Origin of the sequence: Oceanobacillus caeni, from assembly GCF_042678465.1 — a bacterium.
Taxonomy (GTDB): domain Bacteria; phylum Bacillota; class Bacilli; order Bacillales; family Amphibacillaceae; genus Oceanobacillus; species Oceanobacillus caeni.
The window spans coordinates 47,213-63,911 of record NZ_JBHTKV010000015.1 but is presented as its reverse complement, the minus strand read 5'-3'; the positions used below and the strand labels follow the sequence as shown (position 1 = coordinate 63,911).

General features: G+C 36.5%; 20 protein-coding genes and 1 riboswitch. Of the genes, 4 read left to right on the top strand and 16 right to left on the bottom strand.

Translation table 11 applies throughout. From position 1 onward, the window contains the following. Nucleotides 1-23 precede the first annotated feature (23 nt). A complete protein-coding gene (locus ACFQ18_RS11750) occupies nt 24-1,028 on the bottom strand; it encodes a sensor histidine kinase (RefSeq protein WP_145523726.1) in 1,005 nt (334 codons plus the stop codon). Continuing rightward, nucleotides 1,021-1,713: a response regulator transcription factor gene (locus ACFQ18_RS11745; RefSeq protein ID WP_047184341.1), complete on the bottom strand. Its 693-nt coding sequence runs from the start codon at nt 1,711-1,713 to the stop codon at nt 1,021-1,023. Before ACFQ18_RS11745 ends, ACFQ18_RS11750 begins: the two co-directional genes overlap by 8 nt. Nucleotides 1,714-1,874: 161 nt before the next feature. Between ACFQ18_RS11745 and ACFQ18_RS11740 the strand changes: the two genes are divergently transcribed. Genes ACFQ18_RS11740 through ACFQ18_RS11730 form a run of 3 tightly spaced genes read left to right on the top strand, consistent with a single transcriptional unit; the run spans nt 1,875 to nt 2,736 of the window. Then, the gene (locus tag ACFQ18_RS11740) at nt 1,875-2,090 is read left to right on the top strand and encodes a helix-turn-helix transcriptional regulator (RefSeq protein WP_047184342.1); all 216 of its coding nucleotides are present in this window, start codon (nt 1,875-1,877) and stop codon (nt 2,088-2,090) included. Continuing rightward, complete coding sequence (locus ACFQ18_RS11735) at nt 2,074-2,505, top strand: hypothetical protein (RefSeq protein WP_204798361.1); 432 nt, start codon at nt 2,074-2,076, stop codon at nt 2,503-2,505. The genes ACFQ18_RS11740 and ACFQ18_RS11735 overlap by 17 nt, the downstream gene beginning before the upstream one ends. A gap of 12 nt (nt 2,506-2,517) precedes the next feature. Continuing rightward, the gene (locus ACFQ18_RS11730) at nt 2,518-2,736 is read left to right on the top strand and encodes a hypothetical protein (protein WP_047184343.1); all 219 of its coding nucleotides are present in this window, start codon (nt 2,518-2,520) and stop codon (nt 2,734-2,736) included. Nucleotides 2,737-3,081: 345 nt separating this feature from the next. Here the strand turns inward: ACFQ18_RS11730 and ACFQ18_RS11725 are convergent, their stop codons facing one another. The 13 genes from ACFQ18_RS11725 to ACFQ18_RS11665 all read right to left on the bottom strand — a co-directional run bounded on the left by ACFQ18_RS11725 (nt 3,082) and on the right by ACFQ18_RS11665 (nt 13,768). Then, a complete protein-coding gene (locus ACFQ18_RS11725) occupies nt 3,082-3,693 on the bottom strand; it encodes a histidine phosphatase family protein (RefSeq protein WP_047184344.1) in 612 nt (203 codons plus the stop codon). Next, the gene (locus tag ACFQ18_RS11720) at nt 3,690-4,409 is read right to left on the bottom strand and encodes a hypothetical protein (protein ID WP_060668772.1); all 720 of its coding nucleotides are present in this window, start codon (nt 4,407-4,409) and stop codon (nt 3,690-3,692) included. Before ACFQ18_RS11720 ends, ACFQ18_RS11725 begins: the two co-directional genes overlap by 4 nt. Further along, nucleotides 4,406-4,900, bottom strand: coding sequence for an ECF transporter S component (locus ACFQ18_RS11715; protein WP_047184346.1), 495 nt, complete (start codon nt 4,898-4,900; stop codon nt 4,406-4,408). The genes ACFQ18_RS11720 and ACFQ18_RS11715 overlap by 4 nt, the downstream gene beginning before the upstream one ends. 5 nt (nt 4,901-4,905) lie before the next feature. Continuing rightward, the gene (locus ACFQ18_RS11710) at nt 4,906-5,340 is read right to left on the bottom strand and encodes a bifunctional adenosylcobinamide kinase/adenosylcobinamide-phosphate guanylyltransferase (protein ID WP_047184347.1); all 435 of its coding nucleotides are present in this window, start codon (nt 5,338-5,340) and stop codon (nt 4,906-4,908) included. Then, a complete protein-coding gene (locus ACFQ18_RS11705; protein WP_240473257.1) occupies nt 5,292-5,906 on the bottom strand; it encodes a histidine phosphatase family protein in 615 nt (204 codons plus the stop codon). Before ACFQ18_RS11705 ends, ACFQ18_RS11710 begins: the two co-directional genes overlap by 49 nt. Beyond that, nucleotides 5,876-6,670, bottom strand: a complete 795-nt coding sequence (gene cobS, locus ACFQ18_RS11700) for an adenosylcobinamide-GDP ribazoletransferase (RefSeq protein ID WP_047184349.1) — start codon at nt 6,668-6,670, stop codon at nt 5,876-5,878. The genes ACFQ18_RS11705 and cobS overlap by 31 nt, the downstream gene beginning before the upstream one ends. Continuing rightward, a complete protein-coding gene (locus ACFQ18_RS11695; protein WP_204798359.1) occupies nt 6,667-7,509 on the bottom strand; it encodes a cobyric acid synthase in 843 nt (280 codons plus the stop codon). The genes cobS and ACFQ18_RS11695 overlap by 4 nt, the downstream gene beginning before the upstream one ends. Nucleotides 7,510-7,549: 40 nt before the next feature. Continuing rightward, nucleotides 7,550-8,140 carry a bifunctional adenosylcobinamide kinase/adenosylcobinamide-phosphate guanylyltransferase gene (locus ACFQ18_RS11690; RefSeq protein WP_204798358.1) on the bottom strand — a complete coding sequence of 197 codons (591 nt, stop codon included), beginning with the start codon at nt 8,138-8,140 and terminating at the stop codon, nt 7,550-7,552. Then, a complete protein-coding gene (gene cobD / locus ACFQ18_RS11685; protein ID WP_083452582.1) occupies nt 8,119-9,198 on the bottom strand; it encodes a threonine-phosphate decarboxylase CobD in 1,080 nt (359 codons plus the stop codon). The genes ACFQ18_RS11690 and cobD overlap by 22 nt, the downstream gene beginning before the upstream one ends. Then, the gene (gene cbiB / locus ACFQ18_RS11680) at nt 9,173-10,138 is read right to left on the bottom strand and encodes an adenosylcobinamide-phosphate synthase CbiB (protein WP_060668769.1); all 966 of its coding nucleotides are present in this window, start codon (nt 10,136-10,138) and stop codon (nt 9,173-9,175) included. Before cbiB ends, cobD begins: the two co-directional genes overlap by 26 nt. A gap of 2 nt (nt 10,139-10,140) precedes the next feature. Further along, a complete protein-coding gene (locus ACFQ18_RS11675) occupies nt 10,141-11,604 on the bottom strand; it encodes an adenosylcobinamide amidohydrolase (RefSeq protein ID WP_047184352.1) in 1,464 nt (487 codons plus the stop codon). Between the two features lie 165 nt (nt 11,605-11,769). Continuing rightward, nucleotides 11,770-12,828: a FecCD family ABC transporter permease gene (locus ACFQ18_RS11670; protein WP_047184353.1), complete on the bottom strand. Its 1,059-nt coding sequence runs from the start codon at nt 12,826-12,828 to the stop codon at nt 11,770-11,772. Further along, the gene (locus tag ACFQ18_RS11665; RefSeq protein ID WP_047184354.1) at nt 12,788-13,768 is read right to left on the bottom strand and encodes an ABC transporter substrate-binding protein; all 981 of its coding nucleotides are present in this window, start codon (nt 13,766-13,768) and stop codon (nt 12,788-12,790) included. Before ACFQ18_RS11665 ends, ACFQ18_RS11670 begins: the two co-directional genes overlap by 41 nt. Before the next feature lie 244 nt (nt 13,769-14,012). Then, nucleotides 14,013-14,208: riboswitch (cobalamin riboswitch) on the bottom strand. A gap of 412 nt (nt 14,209-14,620) precedes the next feature. Here ACFQ18_RS11665 and ACFQ18_RS11660 point away from each other — a divergent pair. After that, entirely contained in the window at nt 14,621-15,919 is a 1,299-nt protein-coding gene (locus ACFQ18_RS11660) for a purine/pyrimidine permease (RefSeq protein WP_047184355.1), read from the top strand. Between the two features lie 133 nt (nt 15,920-16,052). Here ACFQ18_RS11660 and ACFQ18_RS11655 read toward each other — a convergent pair whose 3' ends face one another. Continuing rightward, the gene (locus tag ACFQ18_RS11655) at nt 16,053-16,658 is read right to left on the bottom strand and encodes a hypothetical protein (protein ID WP_060668766.1); all 606 of its coding nucleotides are present in this window, start codon (nt 16,656-16,658) and stop codon (nt 16,053-16,055) included. Nucleotides 16,659-16,699: the final 41 nt, after the last annotated feature.

Below are 16,699 nucleotides of genomic sequence, written 5' to 3'. Positions count from 1 at the left end.
TCAATAAGCACGTGACAATCTTGTCACATGCTCGTTAGTTGTAGAAAAGTATTCTTTTTGGCAAATGTTAATGTAAAAGTCGTGCCCTTTCCAACCTTTGATTCTACATCGATATTAATTTTTAACGCGTTAGCCACTTTTTTCGTTAAATAAAGTCCCATTCCTGTTGCTTTATAGTCTTGGTGGTTTCTCGTTGATGTAAAACCTTTATCAAAAATACGAGATAAATCTTTCGTAGGAATTCCTCTACCCGAATCCTTTATGATCAGTTGGACGACACCATCATCATCAATACTACTTATGACTACATCTGAGTTTTCACTGTACTTTACAGCGTTTGTTAATAGCTGACGAATAATAAAACTGAACCACTTTGCATCTGTAAGAACTTCTGTTATTTCTAAATTCACATCAAATCCGATTCCCTTTTGCATACACCACGTTCGTAGGTCCTTTATTTCCCTATAGATTAAAGGCTTAAGAGCTACTTTTTCAATATAGAGGTCATTTTTCATAGAGGCCATACGCCTTTGATGTAATTGTTGGTCAAGAAGTAAATGAATTCTCAACCATTCGTACTGCAACTGGGATTTTAATTGATCATCTTCAAGCCTTTCTATCATAAGTTGCATAGCGGTGAGTGGTGTTTTTACTTCATGAATCCATGAAAGCAAATCATCCTTTTCCTGTTCTAACTGTTTTATATTATCATTTAATTCCCTTTTATAATGCTCTACTTGTTCCCTAACCACTTTTTCAGAAATCTTTTCAAACGGTTTGTCCGCTTCTTTTAAGTATCCAAGGTCATCACTCGGGTTCCAGTTCTTCAACACTCTATAATATGCCGACTCTTTTTGATATCGAATGATTATAAAAAGAATAAAAATCACAAAGGATAGAAATGTAACATATAAAACGGATTGAAAATTAATAGAAGCATCAAGATAGGCAACAAATAATACCAAAAATTGTAAAATGATGAATAAATAAATCCAACTTTGCCTTTCGCGTAAGTATTCCCTAATCATGGAGTTCTTCCTTCGCCACATAACCTTGTCCAACCTTTGTTTCAATCCACTTTCCTAAATCTAGTTCTCCTAGACTTTTTCTTAAACGATTAACATTAACTGTTAACGTATTATCACTTACAAAACGTTCATCATCCCAAAGACTTCTCATCATTTTCTCACGACTAACAATTTGATTTTTATTTTCAACTAAAGTCTTTAATATGAACATTTCATTTTTCGTCAGTTCCACTTCACCAGTCTTGGTACTAACGGTGTTTTTTAAAAAGTCAATTGTCGCCCCGTTCCACACTAGAATATTGGTTTGTTGTTCCGTACTATAATCATAAACCCGTCTTAATATCGCATGGATTTTAGCTATTAACACCTCAAAGTGAAATGGCTTTTGAATGAAATCATCAGCCCCTAGTTGCATGGACATAACCATATCCATCGGGTGATCACGAGAGGAAAGAAAAACAATTGGAACATTGGAATGCGAACGAATCAATCTGCACCAATGAAACCCATCAAACTTCGGTAATTGTATATCAATCACAACTAAATCTGGCATGACTTGTGTATATTCTTCCATCACTTTATTAAAATCATGAATACCATATACATCATAGGACCACTGTGAAAGTCGATCCTTTATCTCGTTAAATAATGTTTTGTCATCCTCAATTAATAAAATTTTAAACATCAAATCCACCCCGCCCCTTATGGTGTTTCCTTAGTATTTAAGTATATCACTTCAGTAAATTTATACCTATTCATTTTAGTATGGAAAGTTAACTTTACATACTTATTAGCATAGTATATAATAACGGAAAGTAAACTTTCCATCAAGGAGAAACATAAAAAGTGAAAAATAGATTAGAAGAAATACGAAAAAAACATGGAATTAAGCAAGAAGAACTAGCCAATGCATTAGAGGTAACGAGGCAAACCATTGGCTCCCTCGAAAATGGGAGATATAATCCATCCATCATTTTGGCATTTAAGATTGCAAGATATTTTGATATGAACATTGAAGATATTTTCATTTATGAGGAGGAGAATAATGAAAGGGAAAATTAGGTTACTACGATCTTTAGAAGTGGTTGGAATCTTACTTCTACTATTAGGTTTTTCCCTAGGTTTCATTGGTGTTGAATTTCTAAAAATAGCATTTATTAGACCGGATCTAGTCCCCATTACGGTTGGATTTCTTGGAGTTTTATTATTTCTAGTTGCCAGTTCTGCAATTGGTTACGAAAAAAACAAGACAAGAGAACAACAAATTGAAGAAAAAGATGAACGAGTGATCCATATCTATGAAAATTCAAAATCGAAAGCATTTGATCTAATGACCACCATTATACCTTTAGGTCTTCTAACATTCGTTATGCTTGGTTATATGAATAAGGTATCCTTTTTCTTTCTTGCAGGGCTTTATCTTATTTGTATTTGTTACTACTATTATCATCTTCTATTAAATAAAAAGAAAATGTAAGGGGGTGTATCCATGATCAATAGACTGCTTACTACTTTAAGTGTTGCATTGTATGCGTTTGTCGTAAGTTATCTGGTAGCATCTGTATTTGATAAATATGGAATAGAAACGAATACTATATTAAATTCGGTTTTCATTCTTTTAACCACTATTGTTATTATTATATTAACCGTTATATTGATTGTAGCAATTAATCGATTTCTTGTTTCGAGGCAAGGAACGGATAATTAAACTTACCTGCCACCAATCCATTTCAACTACTTACACACATTAAAAAACGTCCTGCTTTTCAATCGCAGGACGTTACATCATTCATTGATTTCATTTTTTGTACTATATAATTTTTCGCGTGTTTGAATATTCCATGTTAAAACGTTTTATAGAATAAAAGGATGGTGTGCTGAACACACATTTCCTTACGGTAACTTCATCGCTCGAAACGAGAGTTGCTCTTATAGTTTGTGAGAAGAACTACCCTTGCTTTTGGTCGAGCATTCTCGGGTGGTCTTCTTTTTGGACTTTTTTTAGAAATATAAAGTACAATGTATAGCATACAGTATGTAGTTCTTTTCCACATTACTCCTTATGAGAAATGTCCCCTTCAACTAACAGCTTTCTTTCTCCATCTTTTATTTCTATGATGGTAAGGCTCGTCCCTTCAATTTCTGGTGGTTCCCATATTTTATCGATAGAATAGTTTTTACAAATCAACTGTAAAACTTTTATAACAACGCCATGTGTGATGATGAGGTGATTCCCAGTTTGATATTTTTCCTCTGTATCTTTCAAAAAATCTTTTACCCTTGTCACAACGTCTGTTAAATTTTCAGCCTCTTTTTCTTCACGATAATATTGATTAGGATGTTTTGCATAATTTTCAAACCTATCTGGGTCCATTTCCTTAATTTCCTCAAACGTTTTCCCTTGCCAACTTCCTAGATTTATTTCTTTCAACCGCTTATCCGTTTCAATCGCAAGCGTTTGGTTTCCTCTTATTATTCTAGCAGTGTGCATAGCCCTTTCACTTGGACTAGAAATAATGGAAGCAAAACAAGTAGATTTAAGTCTCTTACTCAATAATTCTGCATGATGGATTCCATTAACTGTTAAAGGGGAATCTAAATGTCCTTGTAATCTCTTTTGTGCGTTCCATTCTGTTTCACCATGTCTTACAACAAATAACTTCAAACTTCTCCCTCCCAAAGCCTATGGAAATTCTTATCTGCTACCTTTCGTAATTCGGATTCCTTCCCCTTAGAGTACTTCACTAAAATAGATGTAGATGGCCCACCTGACTTTTCTAAATCTAGTTTAGTGCAATTTTTTACCATGCCATTATCTAAGGAAGGTACCATTCTTCTTAATTCATGCAATACTCCCTTTGAACCAACAGGCCAAACTTGGACATCTCTCATTCTGCAAATATCTTTCACTACAGAAAGGGGAACAACATCATCTTCTTGTGTTATAACTTCTTCACCAACTAATGGCAAACCGATTAAAGCAACACGATTGGAATCGGAAGTCTTCATGTTCATTTCACTCAAGATTTGCCTCTTACTAATAATGGTAACTCCAATTGCAGATTGACTTAAAGAAAAATTACTTTCCGTACTTCCCATTAGTGTAATATTTTCCATTCCAAGTTCAGCTAATCCTCTCTGAATTCCAGTGTTTAAATTACTCCATGCTTCGTCCCCACAAAAGTTTTGCAGGACGATGGAGACTGGTATTGCACCTGAGGATAAGGCTTCTACTATAGCGACGCGAAAAGAATAGTAACTTACGATTTCGTATGGAACTTTTACAGCATCCGCTTCTTTTAATCCGATTGCACCACTATTGTCAGTCGTCATAACTAATTCTTCTTGTTCATTAAACGGAATAATTAGCGCATCTCTCATCCCTTCGCTTCTCCTCTCTGATATGCCCCTTGAAAAACAGTAACTAAGCGTGGAATCATCAACCAGGCAATTAGGACATTCAATAAAGATCCGACAAATAAGGAAGGGACTAATGCGATGTAGAATGCTATATCAAGAATAAATATAAAAGGTAATGGAGCAATGAATGTATTACCTAGAACGAATACGATATATGCCAATGTTCTTTTCCCATGTTGAAACAATTTGGCGAATATATAAATGAGCAAAGCCATGCTAATTGCCACGATAAAGTGAAGGGGACCAAGAGGCATTCCTCCAATAAGTGCGGATACCATATGACCAAAACCACCTACTATTGCCCCTGGTACCGCTCCAAAAAATGCTCCGGCAAGTATCGCGGGAAAGACATCTAATGCAATACTTCCGATAATAGCGGGGATTTTAATAGCCGCTCCGATAACAGATAGGGCAATAAATAAGGCAATTAAGCTCATTTTTCTTATATTCATTTCCCTCACTCCCCCATTTTAATAGTTTGATTTATTCCATACCAAATAACATCCACCCGTTTACTTCTTCTCGCTAAATCTTGATAAAACCAACCTGTCAAATCACGCCAATCTCTTTCTTCCTTTTGCATTGGAACGATTCCCTTCATGATGTCTGCTCCAATTATAATCATGCTTCTATTGGCCTTAGCATTTTCCCATTCCAACCATTGATCAAGACAATTTCTTAAATGCGCTCGGGCTTCATCGATAGTCATTTTCTCCAAGCTTTCTTTTGTCCAACGTTCCACTCCTTCAAACACAATACGTTGGCTAGAAGAATTTTCCAAAGTCTTTGGTAACTTGTCTCCATCATAGAAGGATATCCATTTAGCGCAAGCATAATTATCTTTTACCCAAGCCTTTTTCCCGTTAAAGGCACCTCCTGTAACGAAATGCATGGTTCTCCCCTCCTTAAATCTGTTTTACGAAACTTCAAAACATATCCGGTCCCATGTTCTATTTTCCAATCCCAAAATTCCTTCTTTTCTTCACTATAACGAGTCAGTAAATATCGAATGACCCCACCATGTGTAACGATAAATACATTTTTAGCATGATTTCTGAATATCATGTCCACAACTCGATTCCATCCTTTATCCACTCTATATGTAAACCATTGAAATGACTCCCCACCAGGAATGACTTCCTTAAACGGTTGATTTATCCATCGCTGATAATTCATGTCATCCTTTAAATCCGCATATGTTTTCCCTTCAAAGATACCAAAATTCATTTCTCTTAATTCGGCTAATTTGATAGGCTTTATGTTTGGAAATAATAGATTCATGGTAGTTACACAACGATTAAGGTCACTGGAAATAAATAAATCATAGTCCTTTGCCTGAAGTCTAATGGAAGATAGTGCCAGTCTCGCTTCTTCTGTTAGCACGGAATCGGTCCAACCTACGTAAGCTTGTCGCTTATTTTCTTCCGTTAAACCATGGCGAAATAATGTAATAGCCACAACGTCATCCATAATATATTTTCAGTCCCTTCTCCTGAAGCACCAAGAATATCACCTGTAATTCCCCCAAAATGTTTTACTGTCTTTTGGCGAATAAAGAAATAACATCCCACCGTAACTAGGACAAATAAAAGTACCGGGAGAATAAACGTAAGATCAATCATACATATAAGTGCAAATAAGACAATGATATAAATGGGATATATATATAATGTATTTTTCTTTGCCGCATTTTTAAAAAAAGAAGCCAAACCTTCCTTCTTCGCTGCTGGAATAAGCAGTAACACCAATCCCATCACTATTTTACTTAGAAAAGGAATAAGAATGATGAGAAGGAATGTGTATAGCTTTGCAAATTGGATCACTTCATAAATAAATAAAAGTCGACTGCTTAGTAAAACTAGTAGAGACATGACTCCAAATGCACCAGTCCTTGGATCTTTCATTATCTCTAGTCTTTTTTCTTTATCTTGATAAGAGAAATAGGCATCACTCATGTCCATCCAACCATCTAAATGAATACCACCAGTGATGAGGATGGTAGCAAGCCAAATAATAAAGGCAATTGCTAATGTTGAAAAAGGAGTCCATTCCAAAAGAAAATATAATAGAGCACTATAAAGGATTCCTTGAAATAACCCTAGCAATGGGAAGGACTGAATACTTTTTTCAATATAATCCTTCTCCATCGGTAATGATTTCTTTATTGGTAGAGCTGTTAAAAATTGAATCGTTATAAGAAAACCTGTAATAAATTTCCTCATTCCCCGTTCCATCCGTTCAAAATGTCTTTTACTTTTTCCCAATTAAGATGTCTTTTTACTTCGAATGCTAGAGAATCATATTGTTCTTCCTTAACCCGCACCGCTTGGTCCAGCCTTTGTGACGATAATGAATCTTCTTTAGGAATGCCATGATCCATCATGTATGGAAGGACACCAAGAACGGGAACCCCAGTCTTCTCTTCTAACCATTGTACACCATCTTCAAAAAGTGAAATGTCCCCGCGAAATTTATTAATCATAATCCCTTGTATACGTTTCCTTTCCATAGGGGAAAGTAGCTCTAATGTTCCTACAATATTAGCAAAGACTCCACCACGTTCAATGTCTGCTATTAAAAGTACGGGGACATCAGCTAATTCCGCAATCTTCATATTAACTAATTCTCGATCATTCAAGTTTATTTCCACCGGACTTCCTGCACCTTCAATTACGACAACATCAAATTCCCCTTGTAAATGGCTTAAAGAGGTTCGAACCGCTTCTAATCCCCTATCATAAAATTGATTTCGGTAATCCTTTCCGGAAAGTGTTTCTACTGTTTCTCCAAGTAATATGATTTCTGATTGTGTATCAGAGTTAGGTTTTAATAATATTGGATTCATCCAAATGGAAGCCTCTGTCCTTGCAGCCTCTGCTTGAACACCTTGAGCAAGTCCTATTTCCTTTCCACCCGGAAGTATATAGGAATAATTAGACATGTTTTGAGATTTAAATGGTGCAACCTTCAAACCCTCTTGTGCAAATAAACGGCAGAGAGCAGTAGTAATGAGGCTTTTTCCAACATCCGAAGCGGTTCCTTGTATCATGATTCCTTTCATACCTTTTTCTCCTTTCAATGGTTGTTTAAAAAGTCCGTTATTATCCTCCCTTTTGAACATGCATTTTCATTAGTAAAGGTACTCCTGCTTCTACTAAATAAGCACTTTCAGCGTAACGAACTATTTTTTGATGTAATTTCCCGAGTAGTTCACTATAGGTCACCAATAATTCATTGGGAAGGATAGGCTCATTTAATACTTCATTACTAACAAGGACCACTTGATTGCTATAATCTGCTATTTCCTTTATCCCTTGCCAAATTCTTTGGAAAACCTTTTTTTTCTCCAAACGCTGCTCCACCCAATCAGCTTCATGAGCAAATAATTCATTCGATAACATCGTCGTCAAACAATCTAACAAAATGACATCTTTCTTATTAAATTCTGTAGCTAGGGTGGAAATATTTGTTTCCTTTTCCCACGTTTTCCATGAATGACCACTTTTATTTCTATCTTCCTGATGTCGTTTAATTCTTAGTCTCATTTCAGAATCTGTTGCTCTACCGGTAGCGATATAATGTAAGGAACCGCCTATTTCCTCTGCCTTTTGAATGGCTATTCTTTCTGCAAAACTGCTTTTGCCACTTCGAACGCCACCGGTAATAAACGTTATGGAAGTTGTTGTTTCCATTCTTTTAGCGCCTCCATAAGTTGATTATTTTCCTCTATACTTTTAATCGCAAATCTTAGCCATTTTCCCTCTATTCCAGGAAAATTGCATGTATGTCTAGGTACAATCCCCTTTTTTAAAAGGTAAGCAAATAATTCCCCCATATAATCCTTCTTCGGTTCTTTCAATAAATAAAAGTTAACCTTAGAAGGTGAATATACAAAGCTTTCCTTGTCAAAAAACGCAAATAGTCTTGTTCGCTCTTTCTTTATATACTGAACCGTTCTATGTACAAATGATTCGTCTTGTAAACATAATTCCCCTGCTGTCATCGCTAATGCATTAACATTCCAGTGGGATTGGTAAACCGATATTTCCTCCACAACCGATGGATGAGCCATCATATATCCTAATCTCAGGCCCGGAATGGCAAACATTTTTGTCATGGAGCGAAGAATGACTAAATTTTTATAATCATTAATCAGAGCCGCAATTGGAGTATATTCCTCCACAAAATCGTAAAATGCCTCATCGACTATAAGTAACGCATTCGCCTTCTTGCATTCTTCTAATAATTGGACAATGGTGTCATAAGAATAAAAAACACCAGTTGGGTTCGTCGGATTACATAAGAATACAGCATCTATTGCCTCTAGCTTTTCCTTTATTTCATGGATATGTAATTCCCAATGAGGCTCTTTTAAGTAGTGGTAATAAATTCGACAATCATTGGCCTGACAAGCCTTTTCATATTCAGAAAATCCTGGCTCGGTAATAAGAACGTTTTTTTCCAATAACAATCTACCCACTAGAGAAATCAATTCAGCTCCGCCATTTCCTATTAAAACGGAGTCCATATTTATCTCATTTTTTTCCGAAATCATCGTCTTCAATGAAAGAGAGTAAGGATCTGGGTAATCATTAATCTTTTGAAAAAAACTCATCCAATTTTGCTCCAAATGCTTAGGTGGACCTAACGGATTAATATTTGCGCTTAAATCCATGATTTGATCCGGTTTTTCTATTCCCATTTCTTGATATACATATTGGGGATTAGAACCATGTTGCGGTAAGTTCAATGACGCCCCCTCCAATCCATAAAACAACTAAAAAAACAATAGTCGTTCGAGTTAAGATTTTATTGGTTTCTATAATATGATCTTTATGCAAAGGGATAATCGGCTCTCCCATTTTCGCTCTATTAGAAATGACACCCTTATAATAATTGATGCCGCCAAGTTGCACACCCAATAACGCAGCTACCGAGGCCTCAAGCCATCCACTATTTGGACTTGGGTGTTTTCTTGAATCACGAAATAGTATTTCCCATGCTTTTGTTACTTTCATATGTGCTGGTTGGTGAGCAATCAATATAAGAAAACCGGTCAACCGACTTGGTATCCAATTTACCACATCATCTAGTTTTGCTGACGCCCAACCGAACTCCCCGTATTTTTCATTTTTATAACCTACCATAGAATCACATGTATTGATAGCACGGTAAACTAGAGCGAGTGGTGCACCGCCAATTAATGCCCAGAACAATGGTGCAGTCACCCCATCACTTATGTTTTCTGCTACCGTCTCCACGGTACCTCTAACCATTTCTTCTTCTCCCAAAGTTTCCGTGTCTCTACCAACAATGTACGATAATTTTAATCTTGCTTCCTTAAAATTGCCCATTTTAAGAGGTACATAGACTTCTAAAGCCGCATCTTTCAACCCCTTTCGAGCAATTGTTGTGGAAATAAGAATACTTTCTAACAAAATACCGGCAATAACGTGAATATGATAGAAGCCCCAAACTAGTAGAAACGTTATAAAGAAAGTCACTGTTATCATCATTAATACCATGATGATTCCTTTTAATTTTCGTGACTTCCCCCGGTTCCATTTCTTCTCCATTCTAGAAATTCCACTTCCCATCCATTTCACAGGATGTGGCCATGAGGGTGGATCACCTATAATGGAATCGATAAGAATTGCTAATGTTATGGCTATCAAATGATACACAATCATTCCTATTTCCTCTTTTGACTTTTTTGAATAGATTCTCTTGTACACCAATAAACTGCTTTACTAATTAACTTACCTAATGCGGTGATGGTACCTGCAAAGTCATGCTGTTCCCCTCTTTGGGTTGCAGCTATTAAAATACTATCTGTGGACGTTCCGGTTGCATAGGTTCCCGTAACAGAATCGATTACTTTTTGATCCTCAAGGGCCCTAACCTTTGCTTCCGTTGCCGTTACCATCCCTTGAATAAAGGCTTCTTCCGTTATTTTTGCGTTAATAAAAATCCATGTATTAATCGTTCCAGGAATAAACTCGGATGAATGGCTTTCACTATGTGTAGCATCCACCGCATTACCAACACCAGCAGTGACAACGACAAAAATGGATAGCCCACCGTGTTCCATCCATTTATAAGACACGTCATCTAAAACAACAGCAGTCATCATCCCTACTGTTTCAAGCGGATCAAAACCTTTTTCACGTAAATAATTCATCATTTCTTCTCGGTGATTACTACAACTGTAACCTTTGTCCACATGACGATTAACAAATGTCTGATTCCATCCTAATCCTGATCCAACTACACCAGATGACATGGTTTTTAGGGGAATTGGTGACCGGAGTACTATATGATGTTTACGATGTTGTAGCATGTCAGCAGTAATGTTCACTGCTTCTACTTCTTCCTTTTCCCATTTAGGGAGTAATGTAATTTGTGGAGCTGGTACTCTTGGGTGGGCGAATTTTTTAATATCTGTTTGATACACATCTTGGATTCGATCCTCTTTCAACACTTCATTTGTCTTATTCTGAATATTAATCATCCCTTTTTCAAGCAGCAAAAGACGATCACAATAAAGCCCAGCTAGATTTAAATCGTGGAAAATGGAAATAACCGTAAGCATTCCATCCCTTGTCCATGTTTTCAAAATATCTAATAATTCTTTTTGATAAGAAAGGTCTAGATGGTTCGTCGGCTCATCTAATAATAAAATTTCTGGTTCTTGCGCAAGAGCCTGAGCAAGATTGACCCTTTGACGCTCCCCCCCTGAAAGTTGCCCAAGATTTTTGTTTTGCAAAACATCTACCCCTGTTTGCTTCATTACTTCTTGAACAATTTTCTCATCGGTCTCTGTCCACATTTGAAGAAAACCACTTTGGTGTGCATAGCGCCCTAGAGAAACTGTCTCTTTAACCGTATAAGAAAAGGCATGTTCAGAATGCTGTGGAAGAACAGCAACAATTTTAGCCAATTCCTTTTGCGAATACTGTGATAGTTTCTTATCCTTTATAAAAATACTACCTTCTTTAAAAGGTAGTAATCCACTAATCATTTTAAGTAAAGTCGTTTTTCCACTTCCATTCGGTCCTAAGATGCCAAAGAGCTCCCCTTTAGCAACATGAAAAGATATATCTTTTAAAACCGATTCACTCGAATATCCACCTGATATTTGCTGTACTTCAAGCATTGTAACCCTTCTTTCTATCGTTGTCTCCGTTTGAGAAGTTGTTCAAAAAGTCCGGTGAAAATGACACTTCGCATTTCTTCGTTGGCTTGCTTTTCCGGTACTCACGTATTAACTGCATACGTTCCGTTCCTCAAAGCTAAGCCGCCTCGAACTACTCGGTCCTTTTCATCCTCCTTTTTGAACACGTCGTTTGATTAAAATAACAGCAAACGCTGGAGCGCCAATTAATGCTGTTATGACCCCTATTGGTAATTCCGTCGGGGAAATGATGGTCCTTGCAATCAAATCTGTCAAAATTAGAAAGCCGCTTCCTGTTAACATGGATAATGGAAGTAAATGCGTATGATCAGGTCCCCATAAGCTCCGAGTTAAATGTGGAATGACTAACCCTACAAAACCAATTGTTCCTGATACGGCAACTGCTGCTCCTGTTAAAATCGATCCAGCCGTTAAAATTACTAGTTTTCTTTTCTTTACATCTACCCCTAGATATTGTGCTCGATCCTCACCGAATGACATCGCATTTAATTCTCTACCATTCGCCATTAATAACACAGAACCTAGTACAAAAAATGGCAAAATAATTTTAATATAATCCCATCCCCGCATGGAGACACTCCCTAAAAGCCAGCCAATAATTTGCTTTAATTCATTACCAGTGAGTGATATCATGAGCGAAATAAAGGCACCTAAAAAGGAACTAAAAATAACACCTGTTAATATAATCGTTTCCACTCTCATCGAACGATCAATTTTACGAGCAAATGTTAAAACGAGAAAAATAGTAATAAAGGCAAAAACAACGCTTAAAAATGGTAAGGTGAATGCTCCAATATATGGCAGGGAAATACCAAAAAAGATGGTGACAACTGCACCCACTGAGGCACCTGAAGAAACCCCTAATGTATAAGGATCTGCTAATGGGTTTCTAAGTAGACCTTGAAAGGCAGCACCAGCAATGGCTAGTGCCGCCCCAACAAGTCCTGCTAAGATGACTCTTGGCAATCGAATATTTAATACAATACTTTGATACATCGGGTCAATATGATCAATAGAATAATGAAAGATTTCTGCACCAATAATTTGAACGATGTCTACTATTGGTACAGAAACCGTACCGATAGATATCCCCAATAATAAAGAAAGAATCGTAAATATAGTTGCTAATGTATAGGCAAGAATCTTATTCTTCGCTAAATATTTCAGGGTAAACTGCTTTCGCAACTTCTTTAACTCCTTCAACAAGTCTTGGGCCTGGACGACTTACAAGATCAGTTTGGACATCAAATACTTGGTCTTCCTTAACTGCAGTGACATCTTCCCAACCTTTTCTTTCCTTCACTTGGTCTATAGCATCTTCTGTATACTCACCATACGTCGTAATGATGACATCAGGATTATAGCCTAACAATGTTTCTTCATCTACTTTAGGCCAACCTTCCTCCTCTATAGCGTTATCTGCATTTATTGTGGCTAATATCTCATCCATAAATGTATTTTTTCCACCTACATAAATTTCTGGCGCAGGGGAAATTTCAAAAATAACAGATTTCTTATCTGCCACTTCTTCTGCTTTTGCTTGAATATCATCAAATTCATTCTTCATATCGGTTATGATTGTTTCCGCTTCTTCCTCGGTACCAGTTACTTGACCAATCATTTGAATCGTATCATATACTTGATTGAAATTTGTTGCATCATTTACAACAAGAACTGGGATACCAGAATCTCTTAATTGTTGAAATCCCTCTTCAGAACTTCCCATACTAGAAGCATGTGCTAATACTAAATCAGGCTCTAAAGATATAATTTTTTCAATATTAAATTCCATTCCACCAATTTTTTCAATATCCGCAACTTCTTCCGGATAATTATCGTTGTCAGATACTCCAACTACCTTATCACCTAAGCCTAATGCAAAGGCAATTTCTGTATTACTTGGAATTAGAGAAACGATTTTTTCAGGCTCTTTCTCAATCGTTACTTCTTGGTCTGTTGCATCCGTAATGGTTACTGGGAATGCTTGATCTCCTGCTTGTTCCGCTTGTTCTGTATTTTCAGCATTATTATCAGTGTTTGCATCCTTTGGTTCTTCACTACCACAACCAGCAATCATTCCAATTGCGAAAAACATTAAAAATAAAAGCGACATTAACTTTTTCATTCTTTACAAATCCCCCTTAGAAAACTTGGCATTCTCCATACTTTTGGATGAATGCCTTAGTTGCACTCATGAAAATCTTTACGGTGGGGCGAGTAATCGGATCCCCAGATGGAAAAGATTTTTATGCTTTCCTAACTGCTAAATACTTTTGTAAAACAAAAAACATCTCTACAGATGAACGTAAAGATGCAGATAATTCCAGATAGTATAATCCTGTCACCACCTTCCTCCCATCCTCGTAGGTACTAGTGCGTTGAATTAGGCAGGTATCCTGGCTCATGATCATTGCTTACTACACCTTCCCATACATAACGTATAGTGGTATTTGTAGTTCGCTCCCATTTACAGTGGCGGGACCGCGTTGGGTTTGCACCAACTTCCCTTTTAAGAGGTTGTTCAAAAAGTCCGGTGAAAATGACACTTCGCATTTCGCATGAATGCTTGCTTTTCCGTTCCTCACGTATTTACTGCATACGTTCCGGTAACGAAAGCTACACCGCCTCGAACTGCGACGCACAGGACGTGCTAGTATCGGCGTTGCAAAAGGACGTTGCGCAGTTAGCCGACCTCGGTCCTTTTCATCTCCCTTTTTGAACACTCACTTTCAGTCTATATTAGACACCTAATTCCATTTCGTATATAATTTTCCATTACTATTTTATCATACTACTAAATACGCAAAATGAAAACAAAGCATACTCTTTTTATAGCAAATCATGCAGAATTATGACATATTAAGATTAATTTTGGAACGTGAATCAAATGGTTCGTATACTTTTTTCTCCAAATATAGAAAACTAATGATAAAATATTACTATTAATAGTTTCTTTACAGAAATAGGAGTGTTTGAATTGAATAAATCTAACTTTGCAAGCACAACCATGGAAACCGTTCAATGGTTCGTTTTCTTACTTGCAAGCTCTGTTGCTATGCCCATTGTAATTGGAGCCATTTACCAGATGGATTTTATCGAAGTATCTGGGTTAATGCAGCGTTCCTTTTTTGCCATAGGCGTTGCTTCTTTACTTCAAGTTTTATTTGGCCATAAACTTCCAATTATGGAGGGTCCAGCGGGAATTTGGATTAGTATTTTTTCTGTCATGGCCGTAACGGGGTTACAAAATGGAAACTCTTTAGCCGATACATTACGTTCATTAGAAACCCTTATGCTCTTAACAGGGCTCTTTTTATTTTTATTCGGTTTCTTAAAACTCGCACAGAAAATCTTACCTGTTTTCACACCGTTAGTTACAGGAACCTTTTTCCTACTATTAACGGTTCAATTAAGTGGTACCTTTTTGGGCGGGATGTTAGGCCTACAAGGGGATTCCAATACCATTCAGTTAACAGAAGCAATCCTTGCATTTATTACCTTCTTTACCATTCTAGGATTATCAACCTTCGCTAAAGGTTGGTTAAGCAGTTATGCAGTTTTCATTGGAATTGTTATTGGTTGGGTAGGCTATGCCATAGTTATCGGAACAGAAAACCATCCGGGAAATGTCTCATGGTTTTCATTCCCTGAACTATTTGCCTTTGGAACACCAATTTTCGATATAAGTCTAATTCCAATCGCCTTTTTTACAGCAGTCATTGTTATTTCTAATACAGTTGCTTCCATTGTGGCAGCCAATCAAATACTAGGTCGACAACCGAAAGACAGTAATACAGAAATAAACAAAGGAACAATGTTTTCTGGTATTAGTCATGGATTAGCTGGAGGGTTTGCCGGAATCGCAAATGTGCCATTAGCTACTACTTCTGGCTTTATGGCTTTAACCGGTCAAAAACGTAGGAAACCTTTTGTTTACGCTACGATACTGTTAATTATCTTTACGTTTTTCCCACCGGTCATTTCACTTATATCTAGCCTTCCGGGTCCGATTGCGAATGCAGCAATAATGGCCTCTTTCGTTCAATTAGTTGGGTTAGCAGTGAAAAATTTAACATCAGTAAAATTGGACTCAAGAAAAATAACTATACTTGGGGTCTCCTATTTAATCGGAATGGGAATTATGTTCTTACCAACTGAAGTATTTGCTGATTTACCAATGATCGTGCAAAACGTAATGGGTAACGGATTAATTGTCGGAACAGGTTTAGTCATCATTATTGAACAACTATGGAGAACGAAAAATAACGTGGATTAACATTTAGAATCCGCATTGCGTGAATGGGATATCAGTATTTAAAGAGAAATCCGAACTAACTCAAATTCTAATGGAAGATTTTTGATCATAGTTCGGATTTTTTCAGACTAATATTTTTTTTCTAGCTTCTCCATCATTTTATAGATACTTCTTTCATCGCTTCATTTACCTGTATATTAGCTTTTTCACTAATTATTTCTGTTAACTTATCTTTCATTTCATCTGACATGACAACACAACTTGTTGATCTGAACCTACCCTTTACCTTTAATTCATACCCGTTATTCACTTCCTTATTAAATCCATAAAATCTATGATTCATATCAATCGGAATGAATTGAACATCTTTTATTTTATTCCAGGAAATAAACCGGTTTCCTGATAATATGCCGTCATCCACGATTGCGAATAAATTCAAAATATCATCGGAGTATGTCAAAGGAAGTAAAAACATGACATTTAACAGCCAATTTATACTATCTTCTTCTCGGAAAAAAAATAATAAGAAAAACATGGTAACAATAAAAAGAAGCAAACAAGAATAGAAAATAATTCCTCTTTTTTGCCGAGAAAATATTGGATGATAAATTAGCTTATCTGGATGTTTTCGAATCCCTAATAGTTCCTTTTCCGATATAGGTAAAACAACGTGATGACCTAATCGAAATAACACTTGAACAAATTGATAAATATAGTATCCGATTGCTAGAAAAAATATCAGTTCTAAAAATAAGACCAAGTGACGTTCCTCCTTTATTACAGAATAATACTTGTTACCAT

Excerpts from the sequence above, each read along its gene's own strand:
- ACFQ18_RS11750 (WP_145523726.1), bottom strand. The coding sequence starts at position 1,028 with ATGATTAGGGAATACTTACGCGAAAGGCAAAGTTGGATTTATTTATTC.
- ACFQ18_RS11745 (WP_047184341.1), bottom strand. The coding sequence starts at position 1,713 with ATGTTTAAAATTTTATTAATTGAGGATGACAAAACATTATTTAACGAG.
- ACFQ18_RS11735 (WP_204798361.1), top strand. The coding sequence starts at position 2,074 with ATGAAAGGGAAAATTAGGTTACTACGATCTTTAGAAGTGGTTGGAATC.
- ACFQ18_RS11730 (WP_047184343.1), top strand. The coding sequence starts at position 2,518 with ATGATCAATAGACTGCTTACTACTTTAAGTGTTGCATTGTATGCGTTT.
- ACFQ18_RS11720 (WP_060668772.1), bottom strand. The coding sequence starts at position 4,409 with ATGAGAGATGCGCTAATTATTCCGTTTAATGAACAAGAAGAATTAGTT.
- ACFQ18_RS11715 (WP_047184346.1), bottom strand. The coding sequence starts at position 4,900 with ATGAATATAAGAAAAATGAGCTTAATTGCCTTATTTATTGCCCTATCT.
- ACFQ18_RS11710 (WP_047184347.1), bottom strand. The coding sequence starts at position 5,340 with ATGCATTTCGTTACAGGAGGTGCCTTTAACGGGAAAAAGGCTTGGGTA.
- cobS (WP_047184349.1), bottom strand. The coding sequence starts at position 6,670 with ATGAGGAAATTTATTACAGGTTTTCTTATAACGATTCAATTTTTAACA.
- ACFQ18_RS11695 (WP_204798359.1), bottom strand. The coding sequence starts at position 7,509 with ATGAAAGGAATCATGATACAAGGAACCGCTTCGGATGTTGGAAAAAGC.
- ACFQ18_RS11690 (WP_204798358.1), bottom strand. The coding sequence starts at position 8,140 with ATGGAAACAACAACTTCCATAACGTTTATTACCGGTGGCGTTCGAAGT.
- cbiB (WP_060668769.1), bottom strand. The coding sequence starts at position 10,138 with ATGATTGTGTATCATTTGATAGCCATAACATTAGCAATTCTTATCGAT.
- ACFQ18_RS11675 (WP_047184352.1), bottom strand. The coding sequence starts at position 11,604 with ATGCTTGAAGTACAGCAAATATCAGGTGGATATTCGAGTGAATCGGTT.
- ACFQ18_RS11665 (WP_047184354.1), bottom strand. The coding sequence starts at position 13,768 with ATGAAAAAGTTAATGTCGCTTTTATTTTTAATGTTTTTCGCAATTGGA.